The organism is Nocardia sp. NPDC050710 (assembly GCF_040654375.1).
Taxonomy (GTDB): domain Bacteria; phylum Actinomycetota; class Actinomycetes; order Mycobacteriales; family Mycobacteriaceae; genus Nocardia.
Window position 1 is genome coordinate 59,128 of record NZ_JBFAHV010000033.1, and the last position, 18,487, is coordinate 77,614.

Genomic DNA, 18,487 nt, shown 5'->3' on the forward strand with positions numbered 1-18,487 from the left:
TCCTCGTGTTCGAGGTTGGTTCGGTCGAGTCCATGACAACTCCGAAGGTGGTGAACACATACTAACCATAAGGTGGGTGAGTACCCACTTACTTATCGAACGGAGGTGCCAGTGGGGCCTCGTTACCGCAGCAACCAGACATCGCCTCGAGTGTTCTCCGGCAGCGTGAAAGCCAACAATCGGTGGGCTTCGGCCTCCACCTCGGTGCGTTCCGCCGCAGACAGCGGCCGCAGCGGACATACCTTCAGCAGCTCGACATCGTCAGTCCGCGAACGAGTCCACGTCGCGGTGACCGTGCCGTCGACCAGCACCGTTGCGGCAATGGCCGCTCCGACACAAACCTGTGCACGCACGTCGTCGGTCATGATCCTGGTCCGGTCGGTGTGTCCGAGTAGCGTCGCGTCGAACTCCGGCAGGAACCGGACCGGCGCGGGGATATCCGCCGGCGGCCGCGGCGCGTCCGGCAGGTCGAACAGCTCCCTGCCGAATTCATCGGCGTACACCCGCAGTTCGGCGCGCAACTGCTCGAACACCGCGCGCAGGCCGCTCACCCCGGACCAGGCCCTGGCGTCGGCGACGGTGGCGGGCCCGAACGCGGCCAGGTACCGGCGGATCAATTGACGCCGGTCCTCGTCCGTAGCCTCCATTCGCATGCCGATCCATTCGGTACCGGCGAACGGCGTCGCACCCCGGACGTTCCAGGTGCCACTCGGCGCCGGGTGCACGAACGGTGTCAGATACTGCACCGTCCAACCCAGCGCGGTCGGGTCCGCACCTGGCCGTCGCCGAGCGAGCAGCTTGCCCAGCTCTGGCCGGGTCAAAACTCGCCCGTCGGCCACCAACTCCCTGGCCTCGGCGACCAACGCATCGAGATCGACACCAACGGTCCGGCGCCCGAAGGCGTTGTGCTGCACCCGCCGCAGCAACGGCGCGAGCACAGGGCGGACAAGCCGGAAGTCCGTCATCGACATCAGGTGCTGGGTTGCTCGCATCATCGTCGAGCGCACCAGCGTCCGCTCCTCGATCGCCGTGGTCAGATCACGAATGGTGAAGCTCTCCAGCCGATTCCACAGCGCCAAATACGGCAGGTTCGGATCCTGCGCATTGAGTCCGAGTAGCTGCTCCACCGCGGTGACGACCGGCAGGTCCGCAGGACGCAGCAGCAGTTGTCGCTCCAGCAGCGCACGGTTGAGCGCCCGCGAGCTCAGCACGCCGGAGCTCGGGGGACGTGCGGGCCCGCGGGCGCCCATGTCAGCCCAGCTTCCGGAAGAACGTGCGCAGGTCGTCCGCCACCGCCTGCGGTTCTTCCATGGCCAGGAAGTGTCCGCCATGGCCCAGCTCGGTCCACTGCATGATGTGATGGTCACGTTCGGCCCACCGGCGAATGGTCACATCGTGGGCCGAGACCAGGACGCCGGTCGGTACCGTTGCGCGTGTTGCGTTCGTCCAGTCCGCGCCGCCGTCGCCCCAGTCGCCGTCCGGATGCTCGGCACCTGATTGCTCGGCAACCCAGTCGCCGTCCGGTCCGGCGGCCTCGTCGCCGGACCACTCGGCGGCGCTCCAGTCGTTCGCGGAGATCTCCTCGTAGTAGATCTGTGCCGCTGAGCCCGCCGTTCCGGTAAACCAGTACAGCGACACATCGAGCAGCATGCGATCACGGTCGATGCTGTCCTCCGGCAGCCTGTCCTCGGGCATGGTCAGCTCCTTGAACTTCTCCACGATCCAGGCGAGTTGGCCGACCGGCGAATCGTGCAGCCCGAAGGCGACTGTCTGTGGTCGCTTCGAATTGCATTGCAAGTAGGCGTCATTGAAATTCTGCATCCGCTGCCAGCGCTGCTGTTCGACCTCGCTGAGCCCATCCATCTCCCCCTCTATGCCGATCGGGAAGGTGATCATGCCGTTGACGTGAACCCCGACCACTCGGTCCGGATCCTGCTTGCCCACCTGCGGGGCGACCCACGAACCGGTGTCGTAGCCGTGCACACCGTAGCGGTCGTACCCGAGCCGGGCCATTACTTGTGTGAGCGCCGCTGCCATCTTGGCGGCGTTCATGCCGGGCCCGGCCAATGGCGTGGAGAACCCGAAACCGGGCAGGGATGCGATCACGAGGTGAAAGGCGTCGGCCGGATCGCCATAGTGCGAACGGGGATCCGACAACGGACCGATCAGGTCGAGGAAATCGGTGAACCCGCCGGGCCAGCCATGCAGCAGCAGCAGTGGTGTGGCGTCCGCTTCCGGCGAGCGCACGTGGAGGAAGTGGATATTCTGCCCGTCGACGTCGGTGACGAAGTGCGGAAGCTCGTTGAGCAGCGCTTCCTGCGCCCGCCAATCGAAGCGGGTGCGCCAGTGCGCGGCAAGGTCTTTCAGGTAATCGACGGGCACGCCCCGGCTCCAGCCGACACCCGGCAGCTCATCCGGCCAGCGGGTGTTGACCAACCGCGCGTGCAGGTCATCGAGCTGCGCCTGCGGGATCTCGATGCGGAAGGGACGGATGCTCTGCGGCGTGTTTGTCATGAATCCAACGGTATGGAAGCCTTAGGACAAGATTGTTCCTAAGAGTGCACGACTGCTGCTATCGAGCCGAACGCCGCCCCGGCTCGAGTGCACAAGGACGGCGTCTGGTGGGCGGAACTGTCAGCCGGTCACGCCGACGCGTGGGTAGCACGGAGTATCGAGTGGTCGTCCCGGCTCGATACCGACCACCTCGTCCTGATAGGTCTCCTCCGGTGTGGGGTGGTAGGTCGCCGCGGCGTCCATATACACCGTCGCCAAACTTATTCGAGCGGTGTTGGTTTCGTTGGTTCCGGCCATATGCACCGTCCGGGAATGATGGAAGGTGCAGTCGCCCGCACGCAGCGGTATGGTGACCTGCGGCCACCATCGCAGCTCCGGGCGAGCGTCGAACGGTTCGGCGGACGACGCGCCACTGCCCTCGGGCCAGACGTGTGAGCCAGGGATGAAGGTCATGCAGCCGCGCTCCGCCGGCACATCGACCAGCGCAACCCATGCGGTCAGCGTCACATCCGCCCCGGCGATCGGGAACGCCGGATTGTCGATATGCAGCGGTGTCCGCGTCGCTCCGATGGTTCGCTTACGCAGCAGCTCGCTCTTGAACAACCGCAGTGGTTGTCCGGCCAGCTCTTCCGCGATGCGGGTGATGCCGGGATGCAGCGCGAGCGTGCGCATTACCGCACTCTTGACCTCCGGGAAGGCAACCCAATCCATCACATTGCCGTTGCCTTCCTCGTCCCAGGATGCCTTCTCGTGTAGATCGAGCAGTTCCCGCGCATCAGCGAGGTACTCCCGCACCTCGTCGGAACTGAGCGCCCGCGGGATGTGCACAAAGCCCTGGCTGCGGTAGCGTTCTACTAGATCGGACGAAAGTCTCTGGGGTGTAACGTTATTCATCATTTCGGTCATGAGCTCATGGTAAGAACCGGTTAGGACGCGCTCGTTCCTAATTTCGCCGGATCGGGATAACCCCGAATCATGCACATCGGACACCGTGTGGCCCGGGGAGTCGGCTCGGGCGCGGCGATAACCGTCGACGTCGGCGAGTGGTGCGGGGGCCAACACACCACGCCGGGATTGATTACCGCTGATCGGCGCGCTGCCCGCAGCGAGCGGCGCCACGGACGCCGAAAACCGCCCCGAGCGGATATGGTCAACAACGCATTTGACAGCAAAGATGGGCTACGACGAAAAACGCCTCTGACCAGCCAGTTGGATCCAGTCAGAGGCGTTTGCCGTGGCGGAGGATAGGGGATTTGAACCCCTGAGGGCGTTAACCCAACCCGCGTTCCAGGCGAGCGCCATAGGCCACTAGGCGAATCCTCCGTCGAGCAGCATACCGGCTGCCCCCGGTGATCCGCCAAACGCCCCTGTCAGGGTGGGTACTGGGAGGCTATTTGCGGAGTCCGGAGAGGACCGCGCGGACCTGTTCCCGGCAGGCGGTGTCGACGGCTGTCCGGTCCACCGGCGCGCCCGGTTCGGTCATCTGCGTCCTCCCCCCTTCGCAGCGTCTACTTCCGCAGCCCGCTCAGGACCTTTCTGGCCTGCGCCTCACAGGCGGCGGCGACGGCGGATTTGTCGATGGCGGTCTTCGAGTAGATCTGGATTTCGATCTGGACCGAGACATTGCTGTCCTTGACGCTGATCGTGTAGTCGAGGGAGTGGAAGGAGGTCGAGGAGTCTTCGCGGGCGGCGAAGTAGGCCTCCTCGCCGAGGCCGGAGATGGGTCCGGAGGTGCGGCCGGTGCCGGTGGTTCCGGTGTCGATGTCCTTCCAGATCTGGTACGAGGAATTGCCGCTGTATTTGTAGGCGAAATCCGCGTCCATGGTGAGGGTGGCGTCGTTGCTGCCGGTGCCCTTGTTCTTGGCACGGCAGTTCAGCGAGCCGCCGCCGATATTGGAGCTGGGGCGGTTCTCGGTGTGCTCACTGCTGTCCGGGGTCGGCGCCCACCGATTCAGGATGGTGATGTCGACCAGGCTGCACGCGTTGGTGACGTTGTCCATGCTGTAGTCGCCCTTGGCCTTGTTGTCGCCGCCACCGACGGTATTGACGATCGCGACGATGCCGACGACGACGGCCACGATGATGACCAGGACGACGGCGCCCGCGATGATCCACGGCGCCTTGCTGCGCGACCGGGTCGGCGGCGGGAACTGCCCGTAGGGCGGGTAACCGGCCTGGGGTCCGTACGTCGGCGGCTGTGGCGGCTGGGGCGCGGCCGCGAAGGGCTGCTGCTGGGTTGGCGGGGCGGCGAACGGCTGCGGTGGCGGGGTGTACGCGTCCTGGAATCCGCCGAACTGCGCGGGCGTCCCGATCATGGTCGGATCGTTGCGCGACGGATCGGCCTCCGCGCCGGGCTGCTCCCACCAGCGCACCGTTGGGCCCGCCTGGCCCTGTTCTGCCAGCGGCGTGTCCTTGTCTTGCGGCTCCGAGCCGCCATAGGGCTGATTGTGGTCAGTCACGCGCCGATTTCCCCTCGTGCATTAGGGCAACCCCTCCGATATTGGACCGATCGTAGCCAGTGCGGACGCCGCGGGCGCGCCCCCCGATCCGCGTGGATGATCTACGACCCGCTACACTGGCGAACGGATCCCGCGCGGCGCGCATCCTGTGAACTCCCCCAGGGCCGGAAGGCAGCAAGGGTCAACGGGCTCTGCCGGGTGCGCGGGGTCCCCTAATCAATCGCTCGGCCGTACACCGTCCCGTGAAGTCCGTCCGGGCGGACCCAATTCCGGCCTCAGATAATGCGCCCCACTTCGGAGCAACACCCGGGTAACGTGAACAACGGTCCGCCGACGGTCATCCGCCTTCGGCCAGACCGTCACCATACGCCCCTTAGCTGCTTCGAAAGGCTGCCCAGGATGCCCCGGCAAATGCAGATCGGTTTGATGAGCCACGAGGAGCTCGTGTCCGAACACGAGACCCAGACCGCGAATTACGCGACGCTCAAGACCGAGAAGCTCACGCTGGATCTGACCAGGGGAAAACCTTCGCCGGAACAACTCGACCTGTCCGCGGACCTGCTCTCGCTGCCCGGTGCGGGCGATTACAAGGACGGCGCGGGTACCGACTGCCGCAACTACGGTGGACAGCACGGTCTCCCGGAATTGCGCGCGATCTTCGGTGAGCTGCTCGGCATTCCGGTATCGAACCTGCTCGCGGGCAACAATGCCAGCCTGCAGCTGATGCACGATGTCATCACCTACGCGATGCTGTACGGCACCAACGATTCCGAGCGACGCTGGGTCGCCGAGCCCACGATCAAGTGGCTGTGCCCCAGCCCGGGCTACGACCGGCACTTCGCCATCACCGAAGCGCTCGGCTTCGAGATGATCCCGATTCCGATGCGCCACGACGGTCCGGACACCCATGCCATTGCCGAGCTGCTCGCGGCCGACCCGCAGATCAAGGGCCTGTGGGCGGTGCCGAACTACTCCAACCCGACCGGCACGGTCTACTCCGAAGATGTTGTGCGGGAGCTCGTTTCGATGCCCGCCGCAGCGCCCGACTTCCGGCTGTTCTGGGATAACGCGTACGCGGTGCATCCGCTCACCGATACGGCCGCACCGGTGATCGATGTTCTCGGCCTGGCCGCGGCCGCCGGAAATCCCAACCGTCCCATCGTCTTCGCGTCGACCTCGAAGATCACCTTCGCGGGTGCGGGCGTCAGTTTCATCGGGGCGTCGACGGCCGACCTCGACTGGTATCTCGGGCACGCGGCGAAGAGCAGCATCGGGCCGGACAAGATCAATCAGCTGCGTCACCTGCGATTCTTCGAGGACGCCGACGGGGTCCGCGCGCATATGCAGAAGCACCGGGAGATCCTGGAACCCAAGTTCGCGCTGGTGCTGAAGATTCTGGAAGACCGGCTGGGCGCGTCCAAGGTGGCGTCCTGGACCGAGCCGAAGGGCGGCTACTTCATCAGCCTCGACGTGCTGGAGGGCACCGCGGCCCGGGTGATCGCACTGGCCAAGGACGCCGGAATCGCGCTCACCGCGGCGGGTTCGGCCTTCCCATACCGAAAAGATCCGGATGACAAGAACATTCGTATCGCACCGAGCTTCCCGAAGCTGCCCGAGCTGGAAAAGGCCATGGACGGCCTGGCCACCTGCGTGCTGCTCGCGGCCACCGAGAAGACACTGGGCAAGTAGCGAATCAGCAGGTCGGGGCAGTATTCATCGCCCTGGCCTGCTGTTTTACCCCGGGTCCGGCCCCACCGTCAGCCCGCGGCGTGCGCACCCTCGGGTGTCCCGGTGGCGCGTAGGCGCGAGGAACCGGTGCTGGCGAACCGGGCATCATGTAGCCGCCGCGCGGCCCGATCAGCAGGGGGCCGGGGCGCAGCACACCCTGAGACCACGGCGATTCGCCGAGGTCGCGGCAACGCCGTTGTCGCCGCCGATCACTTTCCCGTGCTGACCGATGCCCCCGTCCGGTCACACCAATTCGGGTACCCGCAGGTGTGCGAGCGCCAATTCGAACTCACAGACGTCGAGCACTTGGAGGCCGGCCTGCCGGGTGATCTCCTCCCGCATCGCGGCCGATTGCTCGCGATTGCGGTTCAGCGCCTCGGCGCTGTCGTATGTGCTGGAGGAGACTCCATACCCGGATGTGCGGTCGACCATCAGGCTGGCGCTGCAGAAACCATCGAGGCTTTCCATTGCGGGCAGGGACCGGGACTTGTAGACCTCGATCGCCGAATCGAGTCGATTCGGATCGGTCTTGACCCAGACCGCACGCACACAGGCGCCTTCCCGCGAATGGTGGTCGCGATGCAGAACGGCGATATCCCATTCCTCCACCTGCGGGCTGCCGCCGAACATCTCCGCGGCGCGATCCCGAATCGAGTGAACCCGGTCCGCGCTGGCGCGCATCGCGTCCTCGGATTCCCACGCACTCGTGGCAATGCACCGGCCGGACTGCCGGTCGACCAACAGCGACAACCCGATGCAACCGGGTATGCCTTCCAGTGCGGGCAGCACTTCTTCGCGCATATGCGTAATCCCCGCATCGATAGCGGACAATCGCGCATGAATAGTGGTAGAACGTGCGAACACGGTCCACCCCCTTTCTGCTCGGGGCGGCGCCCCGGTGGCACCACCGGTTCTTTCACAGTGCTCCGTCACAGTTGCCATGGCAATAGCTCGTCGTATGGCGACCCCACCGCTCGCGGCACTTCGGGAAGCTACGCCGCAGGTGATCCAGCATGATTCTGTCACCGATACGGTGTTGCCCAGTCGGGCTCAATCCGGCCCTGGCCGGGACAACGAGTAGCCGGTCCGGTGCACGGGACGGGGTGACCGCGTCGCGTTGGCGAGGGGTGTACCACCGCACCGGGCAGTTGGTGGTGAAGTGGGGGCGGTGGTCGATCGGCCAGAGCGGATGCGGTCGCCGCGACAGCATAGGAGCAGGTCTACATGGTGCGTATCGGCGTCACCGGACATATGAATATCACCGAGGCGACGGCGCCCCTGGTGTATGAGGCGGTGCGCGCGCTGCTGGCCGGGCACGAGCCGGACTCGCTGATCGGGGTGAGCTGTATTGCGCGCGGCGCGGATTCGGTGTTCGCGCGGGCCGTGCTCGAGGTGGGCGGCCAGCTCGAGGTGGTTTTGCCGTCACGGAACTACCGTGCGGCGAAGGTGCCGCCGGATCACGCCGAGCTGTTCGATGATCTCGTGCGGCGCGCGGCCGAGGTACGGGTCATGGATTTCGACGACGCGGGCCGAGAAGCGTACGAGACCGCCAACGACGTGGTGGTCGGGTCGGTGGATCGGCTGGTCGCTATATGGGACGGCGAGGCGGGCGAGAAAGGCGGCACCGGCACGGTGGTCGAACTGGCGCGGACTCGCGGCGTACCGGTCGACATTGTCTGGCCCGTCGGCGCGGAACGCTCGGTCGATACGCGAGCGGATTGAGTGCGCGAAATACCGATTACGTTGCCGGGCGGAGGATCTCGCCGCTCTGACAACTCCTCGTGCGGCGCACCAGAATTCGCCCTGGCGGCTGGGCAGCGTTCCGTGGAGCGGGCCGGGTTGCCACAGGCGGGTGGTTGTGGTGAGGACACTGGTGGAGGGCGGCATCGCCGGGGGTCGATGCGGGCTCCGATGTGGCCGTCGGGTCGGATGAGTGAGGGCAGTTTCCATGGAATTCGGCTCTCCGCATACTGGTGGCAACCGACCGTGCGCGCCTACGATCAAGACGTCGGGGAATGCAATGAACTCGGCAATCGGCGAGTCGGATCCGTGCGACGGACTCGCCGGAAGAAGGAATGATGACTACCAAGAAGACCCACGGCACAGGCACGTGCCGGCTGCTCGTGAAGGTCGCACTCGTCGGTGCGACGATGGCCGTTCCGATGACGGCGGTGACGGTTCCTGCCATCGCGGCGTCCGCACCCGATGTCGTATTGACCGACTCCCCTCGCTGCGGCCGCAACGACTACTGGTGCGACCGCGACCGCGACTACGGCCGATGCGACCGCGACCGCGACTACTACTGGCGCGACGACTACCGGTGGCGCAGCGATCGCTACGAAAGGTGCGATTACGATCGGGATTACGGGTGGGGCTCGAACAACTGGTTCCCCCGTGGCTGGTTCGGCAGTAGCTGACCGAACCGATCCGCACGCCGCGGGATAGCGGATCGGGCCGGAGGGCGAGATCCATGAAAAGCCGGGTCGACGACCGGCGCGGTCACCAACCCGGCTTTTGTCACGACATCAGGCGAGTTCGGCGAGGGCGGTGACCAGCGCGTGGGCGATGGCCTTCTGTCCGTCGACCGTGAGGTGGACCGCCATCGTCGAGGTGCAGGGGGATTTCCGGGGCCGGGTGGGTGACCGAGAGGGCATCGACGACCGGCTCCGGTCGATCCGCGAGTTCGCGTGCCATTTCCGCCAGGTCCTTTGCGCTCCAACTGGTCTGGGACATGCGGAAGAACGGATAGTTCGCGATCAGGTTTTCGTCCATATCGGGCGGGGCGAGCCAGATCCAGCGGGCCGGGCCGAGTGCGGCGGCCCGTTCGCGGAGCAGGGTGAAATTGCGTGTGGTCTCCTCGGCGCTGACGACGCGGGGCCCGCCGATACCGAGCCGCTGCGCGTCGTTGCCGCCGAACTGACACAGCACCCAGTCGGGGCGGTGCATGCCCAGGACCGGTAGTCCTTTCAGCGCGTGGGTTGTGGTGGATCCCGAAACGGCCAGGTTGGTCAGGGTGATCGCGTCGGCGGGCCTGCGCAGTTCGAGCAGGTGGCGCAGGATCTCGAACCAGTAAAGGCGGTCCGCGGCAATGCTTTCCCCGAGGGCCACCCCATGCATGGCCGAACTCGCGCTCGCGCACGAAGCCGAACTCTGCGGCGATCTGTCCGACGAGGAATACGAGCAGCTCGCGGCCCTGCTGACCCGGATCGCGGATCGGCAGGGCCTCACGCCGGGCGTTCATCCCGGATACCGACGGTTGCCGTAGCGCTCGCCGCGGCCGCCAGGAGCGGGGCATCGACGCATCCCCGGATTGCTAGGTGCGGGAGACCAGGTCCAGTGCGGCGCGCAATCGGTCGACGTAGGCGTCGAGGTCGGGTACCGCGACCGGGTCGGCGTGTACGGAGATGGTGACGGTGTCGCCGAGCCCGTGCACACCGTGGGTGAGGTGCATGACCGAGCCGATCGCGGGGAATCCCGCGGTGAATCGCACGGGAGCCCCCGCGAAGGTCAGGTCGGCGGGCCCGCGGTGGACGCTGGAAACGACGGTGTGGCCCGCGATGGTGTCCGGCACGGTGTCGAGTGGGTAACGGGCGATATCGCGGCGCAACAGAGGTGCGGGGGTGACGGCGGTGACGCGGTCCTGGGCGGCGAGCAGCGGGTGTGCGGCTCGGATGCGGCGATCGGACAGGTCGGCGGCGATGCGGTCGGCGCGCCGTCGCAGATCCGGTTCCGCCAAGTGCAGGTCCACGCCGAGGCTGCGGTAGTTGTTGCGGGTGCGACCGGATGCTGCGGGTAAGGCCATCGGGACTTGGGCGCCCAGCCTGTCCACCGGCTCCCCACGAGCGGCGAGATATTCGGCCAACGCGACCGAGATCGCGGTCAGCACCATCACCGTCACGGTTCGGCCGGGCACCCGCACACTGTCCGCGTCACGGACGATCATGCGCACCTGATGGCGCGAGATATCTCCCGCGCCACAACGATTCACCGCACCTGGGGTGAATCCCGGTCCGGCGGCGGGCAATCGGCCCGTAGCCGTGAGCTCGGCCAGTTCGCGCTGCGCACGATAGGCGTGGACGCCGCGCACCGCGGTCTGCGTCACCCGGACGGGCATCCGCAGCACACCGAGTACCGGTGCGAAATCCAGTTTCCCGATGATCCCGAACAGCGGTCCGGGTCGGGCACGCGGGGGCACGCGCTGGAGCCCGTCCGGACGCATCTGTTCGGCGGTTGCCCCGGAACGAAGGGGACGATCCGGGGCAACCATTGGGTAATCGCCGAACCGGTCGCGCGAGTTAACAACGGCACCCGTCGCAGCTTCGACGCGACACGCGAACCGACGGACCGATCGCACTGCCGCCGTGCCGATCCGGTCCGCGGCCGCCGCTCGGATCCGGTTCAGCACGTCCGACCCGCGCCGACCGGCCTCGGCCATCACGCCCGAACCCGCCGCACCCGCGCCGAGCGCATCCACCGCCGAACCGGGCCCGGCCACTGGATCCGAAGCGGCCGTCGAACCCGAACCAAACGCCGAGCCATGCCCTATCGTGTCCTCGCCCGCCCCGAACAGCGCCCTCGCGATCTCCGACGAGCGCCGACCGTCCGCCAGCGCATGTGACATCTGGAGCACCACCACGATCGCGAGCTCGGCTTCGGTCGCGCGCATCGGCGCGCCTTCGACCCCACGGAATACGTGCAGCCGCCACGGACTCGCGGTCGCGTCGACTCCGGTGCCGAGCAACTCCCCCACCGCATCCAGCAGGTGCGCCCAGTCCGCCCGGGGTAGCCGGTGTTCGACGAACTGATCCGCGCCGAATCCGCCGAGCACCCAGGACGGATAGTCGAGGTCACCGCGCACTTCTCGCAGGCGGACCCGCAGATCCGGTATCCCCGCACCCCGGTCCGCAACGAATGCGCGCAGTTCGGCGGTGGGCAGGCCCGTATCGGCGAAGCTGTACAGGAGGAACAGATCGTTGGGCGTACGGCGCGACAGCCAATACATGGTCGCGTCCTGCGGGGCCATGGGGCTCATGACGACATCGACATCGAGGGCGGCCGGATCCCGGACCGCGCCGTCGGGGACAGGCTGCGTTCACTCACCTCCCGACGATATCGGGACCGGTTGGACTCTGCCGCGGCGCACCAACGCGCCCGTGAATGATCTTGTTCCACACGGGATTACGCAAATCCATCGATTCCACACCACCGTCCTGCTACCTTCTGTAGTAGAACGTATTACCACTCACCCAGGGGCGGGGTGTCGGTCATGACTACTCAACTCGGTCGTACGGTAAGCGCGCAGGCGGACGGCGCGGATCAGCGATATCGGGCAGCCGCGTTCGTCAAGCGGTCGATCAACAAGGTGTTCCCGACCCACTGGTCGTTCCTGCTCGGCGAGATCGCGCTCTACAGCTTCATCGTCCTGCTGTTGTCCGGGATCTACCTGACCCTGTATTTCGACCCCTCGATGACCGAGGTCGTCTACGACGGGTCCTACCAGCCGCTGCGCGGCGTCACCATGTCGCGCGCCTACGAGACCGCGCTCAATATCTCCTTCGAAGTCCGCGGCGGACTGTTCGTCCGGCAGGTACACCACTGGGCGGCACTGCTTTTCGCGGCCTCCATCATCGTGCACCTGTTCCGTATCTTCTTCACCGGCGCGTTCCGCAAGCCGCGCGAGGCGAACTGGGTGATCGGCTCGATCCTGTTGATCCTGGCCATGTTCGAGGGCTACTTCGGCTACTCGCTGCCCGACGATCTGCTCTCCGGCACCGGCCTGCGCGCCGCATTCTCCTCGATCACGCTCGGTATGCCGGTGATCGGAACCTGGCTGCACTGGCTGATGTTCGGCGGCGACTACCCCGGCAACATCATCATTCCGCGGTTGTTCGTCGCACATGTGCTGCTGATCCCCGGAATCATGCTGGCATTGATCGCGGCGCATATCGCGCTGGTCTGGTACCAGAAGCACACCCAGTTCCCCGGCCCCGGTCGCACCGAGCGGAATGTGGTCGGCACCCGCATCGTGCCGGTCTTCTCCCTCGATCAGGGTGCGTTCTTCGCGTTCACCCTCGGCATCCTGGCGATCATGGGCGGCCTGCTACAGATCAATCCGATCTGGAATATGGGCCCGTACAACCCGTCCCAGGTGTCGGCCGGTTCCCAACCGGACTTCTACATGATGTGGACCGACGGCATGATGCGGCTGATCCCGCCGTGGGAGATCTATATCGGCGGCCACACGGTGCCCGCGTCCTTCTGGGGCGCGGTGATCATGGGCCTGGTGTTCACGCTGCTGATCTCCTACCCGTGGATCGAACGGCGGCTGACCAAGGACGAGGTCGCGCACAACCTGCTGCAACGGCCGCGCGACGTGCCGGTGCGGACCGCGATCGGCGCCATGGTGATCGCCTTCTACCTGGTGCTCACCCTCTCCTGCGTCAACGACATCATCGCCTTCAAGTTCGACATCTCACTGAACGCGACCACCTGGATCGGGCGCATCGGCGTTCTACTGGCCCCGCCGATCGCCTACTTCGTGGCCTACCGGATCTGCCTCGGCCTGCAACGCAGTGATCGGGCGGTGCTCGAGCACGGCGTCGAGACCGGTGTGATCAAGCGGCTGCCGCACGGCGAGTACATCGAAATCCACCAACCGCTCGGACCTGTCGACGACCATGGTCATCCGATTCCGCTGGTCTACCAGGGCGCGCCGGTGCCGAAGAAAATGAGCAAGCTCGGCGCGGCGGGCAAGCCGGGTACCGGTAGTTTCTTCCGCCCCGATCCGCAGCCGGAGTCGGACCGCAATCTCGCGGTCGAGCACGAGGAGGAGCGCAAGCAGCTCGCGGTGCTACGCGGTTATCAGGAGCGGGCGGCAGGTAACGGCCACATCGGCTCGTAGCGCAATCGGCCCGTAGCGCAGTTGAGCGCTGGTTACGTCGAATGCCGTTGCCTCGCAAGGCAATCCATGTACGCGAAGGCCCCGAGCCTGTGCCGACCCGGGGCCCATGCTGACCGTTCCGGCGTCCTGGAGCTCAGGCGCGCCCGAACTCCCCCGCCGATACTCCAGTTAGGAATGCATCCCATTCGCCCGGAGTAAACGCCAACACCGGGCCATATCCATTGTCCTTGGTGTCGCGGACCGCTACATTGCCGTCGCCGAGAAATGCGACTTCCACGCAGTTCCCGTCAGGGCCGCTGTATGTGCTCTTACGCCACACAGCACCCGTCAAATCAACCTCCACGGCACTAACTCCTTCGCTGCGTCGAGAACGAGAATTCTTCGGACATTGTTTTAACGAGCACCGGCACTCGGCGAAGGAACGCCGAATCCCCGTAGTACGCCTGGTAGTAGCGCGCAGCATGCACGGCGCGTCGTTATCGCACGGTAGTTCGAGGTGAATACACCCCCGGGGGTTGGCCCCGCGCGGTAAACACTAGCAGGTCCACCGATAATTTGCCGATCTCTTGCTCATTCAAACATCTAATTTGCCAATCTTGCGAAGATATGATGTTGCGGAAACATTGCCAGCCGATGACTTTCATTCGGATAGGTCATCAGTGGCTAACTTTTGGTACGGCGTGATTGGTCCGTGATCCGTCAATTGAGCCATCGGTGAGCCACTTCGGCGGCGGCCCGGCCGCACACCGTGGATCATGGATACATGGTCGAACGTCCCCGCGACGAGGCAGGTCGCGCCCGTAATCCTCGTCCTCGCGATCGGCTCGGGCGCCCACTACCGCTCGGTAGTATCGGTGTTCCACGAATTCCGGACGATCTGAATCTGCCTCCCCAGCAAACCCTTACCTTCGCCCAGCAACTGCTGGACGACGGTCTGGCCTTCAACGCACACGAAGTATTGGAGGCCGCATGGAAGAACGGGCCGTTCGCCGAAAGGATGCTGTGGCAGGGCCTGGCCCAATACGCGGTCGGTCTGACGCACATCCAGCGGGGCAATCCCAAGGGTGCGCGCACTCTCCTCACCCGGGCGGTGACCCGGCTCGGCAGCTACGAGCCAGGCGATAGCGGAGCCCCGGAGGACCAGCCGAACGCGCACACTCCCTACGGAATCGACCGAATGGGACTAATCGCCCATGCGCACACCCTGCTGGACGCTTTGGACGCGGGTACACCGATAGCCCCCGAGGACCTGCGGCCCCGGCTGCGCGCCTGATCCGGGGTCCTACTATGGCAACCGTGCCCGCCCGTCCCGATCCCAGCGCGACCGATGTCTGACAGCCGAGCACCGGGCTGGGGCCGGTACGCCCCGAGCCCCTCCGGCGATCTGCACCTCGGCAACCTCCGTACCGCCCTGTTGGCCTGGCTGTTCGCCCGGTCGACGGACCGGCGCTTCCTGATGCGGGTGGACGATCTGGACCGGGTCCGACCGGGCGCCGAACAGCGTCAGCTCGCCGACCTGGCCGCGATCGGCTTGGACTGGGACGGTCCGGTGGTCCGGCAGAGCGATCGACTCGACCGGTACCTGGCCGCGATCGAACAGCTCACCGCCGCGGGGCTCACCTATGAATGCTTCTGCACCCGTAGAGAAATACAGCAGGCCGCGACCGCGCCACACGGGCCGATGGGCGCCTACCCCGGCACCTGCCGGACGCTGACCGCCGCCGACCGGGCCCGGCACCTGGCCTCGGACCGGCCCCCCGCACTGCGGTTACGCGCCGACCGCACCGATTTCGAGATCATCGACGAATTGCACGGGCCCTACCGGGGACCGGTCGACGATGTGGTGCTGCGCCGTGGTGACGGCCTGCCCGCCTACAACCTGGCGGTGGTGGTCGACGATGCCGCCGAGGGCGTCGACCAGGTGGTGCGCGGCGACGACCTGCTCCCCTCGACGCCGCGGCAGGCCTACCTCGCGACACTGCTCGGGCTCCCGGCACCGCGCTACGCGCACGTCCCACTCGTCCTCAATACGGCCGGGCAGCGACTGGCCAAGCGTGACGGCTCGGTCACCCTCGCCGATCGGATCGAGCTGGGCAACACGCCAGAGGATGTGGTTGCGGCGATGGCGCGCTCACTCGGTTATAGCGCCCGCACACCAGCGCAGCTCTTGAAACAATTCGATCCGGCCGAGTTGCCGCGGGCGCCGTGGATCTTCGATGAGAATGGGTTGTTGCAACCGAGCGGATGTCCGTAACGTACGCAGTCGACCGATCTACCGATCACGACGAGGACGAACCTATGACAAGCGGTGGGTACGACCCCAACCAGAATCCGCAGGGCGGGCAGCCGTACGGCGAGCCGTACCCCCAAGGCGGGCAGCCATATCCGGGCCAGCCGCAGTACGGCCAGCAGCCCCCGCAGTACGGGCAGCAGCCGCCGCAGTACGGGCAGGACCCCTACGGCCAGCAGCAGCCGAGCCTGAACAAGGACGCCTACGGCCAGCAGCCGCAGTACGGGCAGGACCCATACGGTCAGCAGCAGCCGCAATACGGACAGGACCCCTACGGCCAGCAGGGTTACGGTCAGCAGCCGTACGGACAGCAGGGCTACGGCGCTCCGGCCGGCTACGGCCAGCCGGGTGATATCGGGATCCGCATCGCCGCCCGCGTCATCGACTCCCTGATCGTCGGCATCCCGGTGGGGGTCATCCTCTTTTTCGTGGCCAGCGGTGCGGGCCTGGTCGTGAACGCGATCCTCAACATGCTGTCGGCCGTCATCTATGTCGCGTACTTCGTCGGCATGGAGGTCACCCAGGGCACCACGCTCGGCAAGAAGATGCTCGGGCTGCGGGTCGTCGCGCCCGGCGGCGCGGCGAAGATCGACCCGATGACCTCGCTGAAGCGCAACCTGTACGCGGTGGTCCAGATCATCCCGTGCTACATCGGTTCCATCGCCTCGCTGGGTCTGGTGATCTACATGATCATCACCACCTCGCAGGATCCGAACAAGCAGGGCTGGCACGACAAGTTCGCCGGCGGGACCCAGGTCGTCAAGGTCCAGTAGCTCATACAGCGACAGCACAGGGGCGCTCCCGCGATGGGAACGCCCCTGTTCGTGTCTCAGCGGACTATGTCGTCGAGCTGGTGGCCAGAAGGAGCACGATGTAGAGGATCCACCCGACGATCCCGAGCGCGCCGACCCAGATACCGGCCAGCGCCATGCCACGGCCGTCCTGCGGCCGTTGCTTGAGCTGGTTGAGGGCGATGACACCGAGGATGATGCCGACGATAGAACCGAGGCAGGTGCAGAACCCGAGCAGCGAGGCGACCAGCGCGCCGATCGCCATGCCGTTGGTGCCCTGTGCGGGCGGCACACCGTATGGCTGATACCCGGGCGGATAGCCGTAGTTCGGCTGCTGCGGGTACGGCTGCTGCGCGGGCTGCTGCGGGTACGGCTGCGACGGCGGCTGCTGGTACTGCGGCTGCGACGGCGGACTCTGCTCCGGGTACTGCGGGGCCGAGGGATACCCGGACGGTTCGGAGGTCGGGTACTGCGGGACCGAGCTCTGGCCGCCGGACTCCGGCGATACGCCTTGGCCGCCGTACTGCTTCCACCACTCGTCGGAATCGCCGGGATTCGTCATGGATACAGACTAATGCGCGCGCCCGGCGCGGTATCGCCGAAGTACCCGCCGAGACCGAGTGCGGCGTATTCGAAACCTGGTTTGATGAAGCCCGTGAGTAACTTGCATAAAACCGAAGAACACGAGGGGTCTGGTCACCCCGCCGACCATGCGGCATTCGCCCAGGTCGCGCGGGGTTACTACACACCCATCGTGGCGTTGTTCACCGCGACGCTGATCATCTCCAATATCTGCGCCACCAAGGGCGTGGAGTTCCTGGGCGACGAGTCGGTATCGCTGGGGCCGCTACAGATCCTGCCCATCGCGACCGACGGCGCATTCTTCCTCTTCCCGCTGGCCTACATCCTCGGCGATGTGCTCAGCGAGGTGTACGGGTTCCGGGCCACCCGGCGGGCCATCTACTACGGGTTCGCCGCATTGCTGCTGACGGTGGCCTGCTTCGCCATCGCCATCCGGTTGCCCGCCGCGAGTTTCTACGAGAATCAAGAGGCGTTCCGCACCGTTATCGGCACCACGCCGCGTCTCGTAATCGCCGGTCTCGCTGGATATTTCGTCGGCCAGCTGCTGAATTCGGCGACCCTGGTGCTGATCAAGGAACGGACCAAGGAGAAATACCTGTGGGCCAGGCTGATCGGCTCGACCATCGTCGGCGAATTCGCCGATACGTTGATCTTCTGCGCGATCGCGGCGGCGGCCATCGGCATCGATACCTGGCAGCAGTTCGTGAACTACGTGATCGTGGGCTTCCTCTGGAAGACGCTGTGCGAGGTCCTGGTCATGCCCATCACCTACCGGGTCATCGCGTTCTTGAAGAAGCGCGAGCCCGGTTACGCGCCGAGGGAAGTCGATCCGCTGCACGCCTGAGAAGGTCAGGCCGAGGTGAGATCCGCACCGTAGCAACCACCACGGAGTTCGACCCGCCACACACCCGAAAAGCGCGGGCCGAAGTGAGATCGGCGCCGAAGCAACCAGCACGGAGCGAGCATTACGAGCGACCGCCCGACCCACTACACGCCCGAAAAGCACACACCGAAGCGAGATCCGCGCCCGAAGCAACCACCACGGAGCGAGTCTTACGAGCGACCTTTCGACCCACTACACACCCGAGAAGCACACACCAAAGCGAGATCCGCACCGTAACAACCACCACGGAGCGAGCCTTACGAGCGACCCGTTCGCGGCCGTCTCGCTGCCGAGCGGCCGAAGCGCACGCGACGCAGTCGCAAGTCTCGGCCGCTCGGC

18 protein-coding genes, 1 tRNA gene and 1 other RNA gene are annotated in these 18,487 nt (G+C 65.9%); 10 read left to right on the forward strand and 10 right to left on the reverse strand.

What is annotated here, in order from left to right:
* Nucleotides 1–122: 122 nt before the first annotated feature.
* From AB0H61_RS35645 to AB0H61_RS35665, 5 genes are all read right to left on the reverse strand, one after another.
* Complete coding sequence (locus tag AB0H61_RS35645; RefSeq protein ID WP_357312407.1) at nt 123–1,250, reverse strand: winged helix DNA-binding domain-containing protein; 1,128 nt, start codon at nt 1,248–1,250, stop codon at nt 123–125.
* A gap of 1 nt (nt 1,251) precedes the next feature.
* A complete protein-coding gene (locus AB0H61_RS35650) occupies nt 1,252–2,514 on the reverse strand; it encodes an epoxide hydrolase family protein (RefSeq protein ID WP_357312409.1) in 1,263 nt (420 codons plus the stop codon).
* 120 nt (nt 2,515–2,634) lie between these two features.
* Nucleotides 2,635–3,420, reverse strand: coding sequence for a phytanoyl-CoA dioxygenase family protein (locus AB0H61_RS35655; RefSeq protein WP_357312412.1), 786 nt, complete (start codon nt 3,418–3,420; stop codon nt 2,635–2,637).
* Nucleotides 3,421–3,749: 329 nt separating this feature from the next.
* Nucleotides 3,750–3,837 (reverse strand) — tRNA-Ser (locus AB0H61_RS35660).
* Between the two features lie 185 nt (nt 3,838–4,022).
* A complete protein-coding gene (locus tag AB0H61_RS35665) occupies nt 4,023–4,973 on the reverse strand; it encodes a hypothetical protein (RefSeq protein ID WP_357312415.1) in 951 nt (316 codons plus the stop codon).
* A gap of 122 nt (nt 4,974–5,095) precedes the next feature.
* On the opposite strand from AB0H61_RS35665, the gene ffs reads away from it, so the two are divergent.
* Nucleotides 5,096–5,190: signal recognition particle sRNA small type (ffs, locus tag AB0H61_RS35670), an RNA gene on the forward strand.
* A 182-nt stretch (nt 5,191–5,372) separates the two neighbouring features.
* Entirely contained in the window at nt 5,373–6,662 is a 1,290-nt protein-coding gene (locus tag AB0H61_RS35675; protein ID WP_357312418.1) for an aminotransferase class I/II-fold pyridoxal phosphate-dependent enzyme, read from the forward strand.
* Between the two features lie 282 nt (nt 6,663–6,944).
* Here AB0H61_RS35675 and AB0H61_RS35680 read toward each other — a convergent pair whose 3' ends face one another.
* Complete coding sequence (locus AB0H61_RS35680; RefSeq protein WP_357312421.1) at nt 6,945–7,565, reverse strand: antibiotic biosynthesis monooxygenase; 621 nt, start codon at nt 7,563–7,565, stop codon at nt 6,945–6,947.
* 360 nt (nt 7,566–7,925) lie between these two features.
* Here AB0H61_RS35680 and AB0H61_RS35685 point away from each other — a divergent pair, with 360 nt between their 5' ends.
* Both AB0H61_RS35685 and AB0H61_RS35690 read left to right on the forward strand, forming a co-directional pair.
* Entirely contained in the window at nt 7,926–8,423 is a 498-nt protein-coding gene (locus AB0H61_RS35685) for a hypothetical protein (RefSeq protein WP_357312423.1), read from the forward strand.
* A gap of 356 nt (nt 8,424–8,779) precedes the next feature.
* Nucleotides 8,780–9,118: a hypothetical protein gene (locus AB0H61_RS35690; protein ID WP_357312425.1), complete on the forward strand. Its 339-nt coding sequence runs from the start codon at nt 8,780–8,782 to the stop codon at nt 9,116–9,118.
* A gap of 100 nt (nt 9,119–9,218) precedes the next feature.
* On the opposite strand, the gene AB0H61_RS35695 is transcribed toward AB0H61_RS35690, so the two are convergent.
* Nucleotides 9,219–9,818 (reverse strand): SGNH/GDSL hydrolase family protein, encoded by a 600-nt coding sequence (locus AB0H61_RS35695; RefSeq protein ID WP_357312428.1) that lies wholly within the window; start codon nt 9,816–9,818, stop codon nt 9,219–9,221.
* Between AB0H61_RS35695 and AB0H61_RS35700 the strand changes: the two genes are divergently transcribed.
* A complete protein-coding gene (locus tag AB0H61_RS35700) occupies nt 9,817–9,966 on the forward strand; it encodes a hypothetical protein (protein WP_357312430.1) in 150 nt (49 codons plus the stop codon). The two genes, AB0H61_RS35695 and AB0H61_RS35700, sit on opposite strands and share 2 nt — an antisense overlap.
* Before the next feature lie 48 nt (nt 9,967–10,014).
* Here the strand turns inward: AB0H61_RS35700 and AB0H61_RS35705 are convergent, their stop codons facing one another.
* Nucleotides 10,015–11,733, reverse strand: a complete 1,719-nt coding sequence (locus tag AB0H61_RS35705) for a WS/DGAT domain-containing protein (protein WP_357312433.1) — start codon at nt 11,731–11,733, stop codon at nt 10,015–10,017.
* A 234-nt stretch (nt 11,734–11,967) separates the two neighbouring features.
* On the opposite strand from AB0H61_RS35705, the gene AB0H61_RS35710 reads away from it, so the two are divergent.
* Nucleotides 11,968–13,602, forward strand: a complete 1,635-nt coding sequence (locus AB0H61_RS35710) for a cytochrome bc complex cytochrome b subunit (RefSeq protein ID WP_357312435.1) — start codon at nt 11,968–11,970, stop codon at nt 13,600–13,602.
* A 133-nt stretch (nt 13,603–13,735) separates the two neighbouring features.
* Here AB0H61_RS35710 and AB0H61_RS35715 read toward each other — a convergent pair whose 3' ends face one another.
* The gene (locus AB0H61_RS35715; protein WP_357312436.1) at nt 13,736–13,945 is read right to left on the reverse strand and encodes a DUF397 domain-containing protein; all 210 of its coding nucleotides are present in this window, start codon (nt 13,943–13,945) and stop codon (nt 13,736–13,738) included.
* Between the two features lie 420 nt (nt 13,946–14,365).
* Between AB0H61_RS35715 and AB0H61_RS35720 the strand changes: the two genes are divergently transcribed.
* Genes AB0H61_RS35720 through AB0H61_RS35730 form a run of 3 tightly spaced genes read left to right on the forward strand, consistent with a single transcriptional unit; the run spans nt 14,366 to nt 16,665 of the window.
* Entirely contained in the window at nt 14,366–14,875 is a 510-nt protein-coding gene (locus tag AB0H61_RS35720; RefSeq protein WP_357312438.1) for a DUF309 domain-containing protein, read from the forward strand.
* Between the two features lie 54 nt (nt 14,876–14,929).
* Nucleotides 14,930–15,856, forward strand: coding sequence for a tRNA glutamyl-Q(34) synthetase GluQRS (gluQRS, locus tag AB0H61_RS35725; protein ID WP_357312441.1), 927 nt, complete (start codon nt 14,930–14,932; stop codon nt 15,854–15,856).
* A 44-nt stretch (nt 15,857–15,900) separates the two neighbouring features.
* Nucleotides 15,901–16,665, forward strand: a complete 765-nt coding sequence (locus tag AB0H61_RS35730; protein ID WP_357312443.1) for an RDD family protein — start codon at nt 15,901–15,903, stop codon at nt 16,663–16,665.
* A gap of 64 nt (nt 16,666–16,729) precedes the next feature.
* Here the strand turns inward: AB0H61_RS35730 and AB0H61_RS35735 are convergent, their stop codons facing one another.
* A complete protein-coding gene (locus AB0H61_RS35735) occupies nt 16,730–17,245 on the reverse strand; it encodes a DUF4190 domain-containing protein (RefSeq protein ID WP_357312445.1) in 516 nt (171 codons plus the stop codon).
* Nucleotides 17,246–17,329: 84 nt separating this feature from the next.
* Between AB0H61_RS35735 and AB0H61_RS35740 the strand changes: the two genes are divergently transcribed.
* Nucleotides 17,330–18,109 carry a queuosine precursor transporter gene (locus tag AB0H61_RS35740; protein WP_357312447.1) on the forward strand — a complete coding sequence of 260 codons (780 nt, stop codon included), beginning with the start codon at nt 17,330–17,332 and terminating at the stop codon, nt 18,107–18,109.
* The last annotated feature ends 378 nt before the right edge of the window (nt 18,110–18,487 follow it).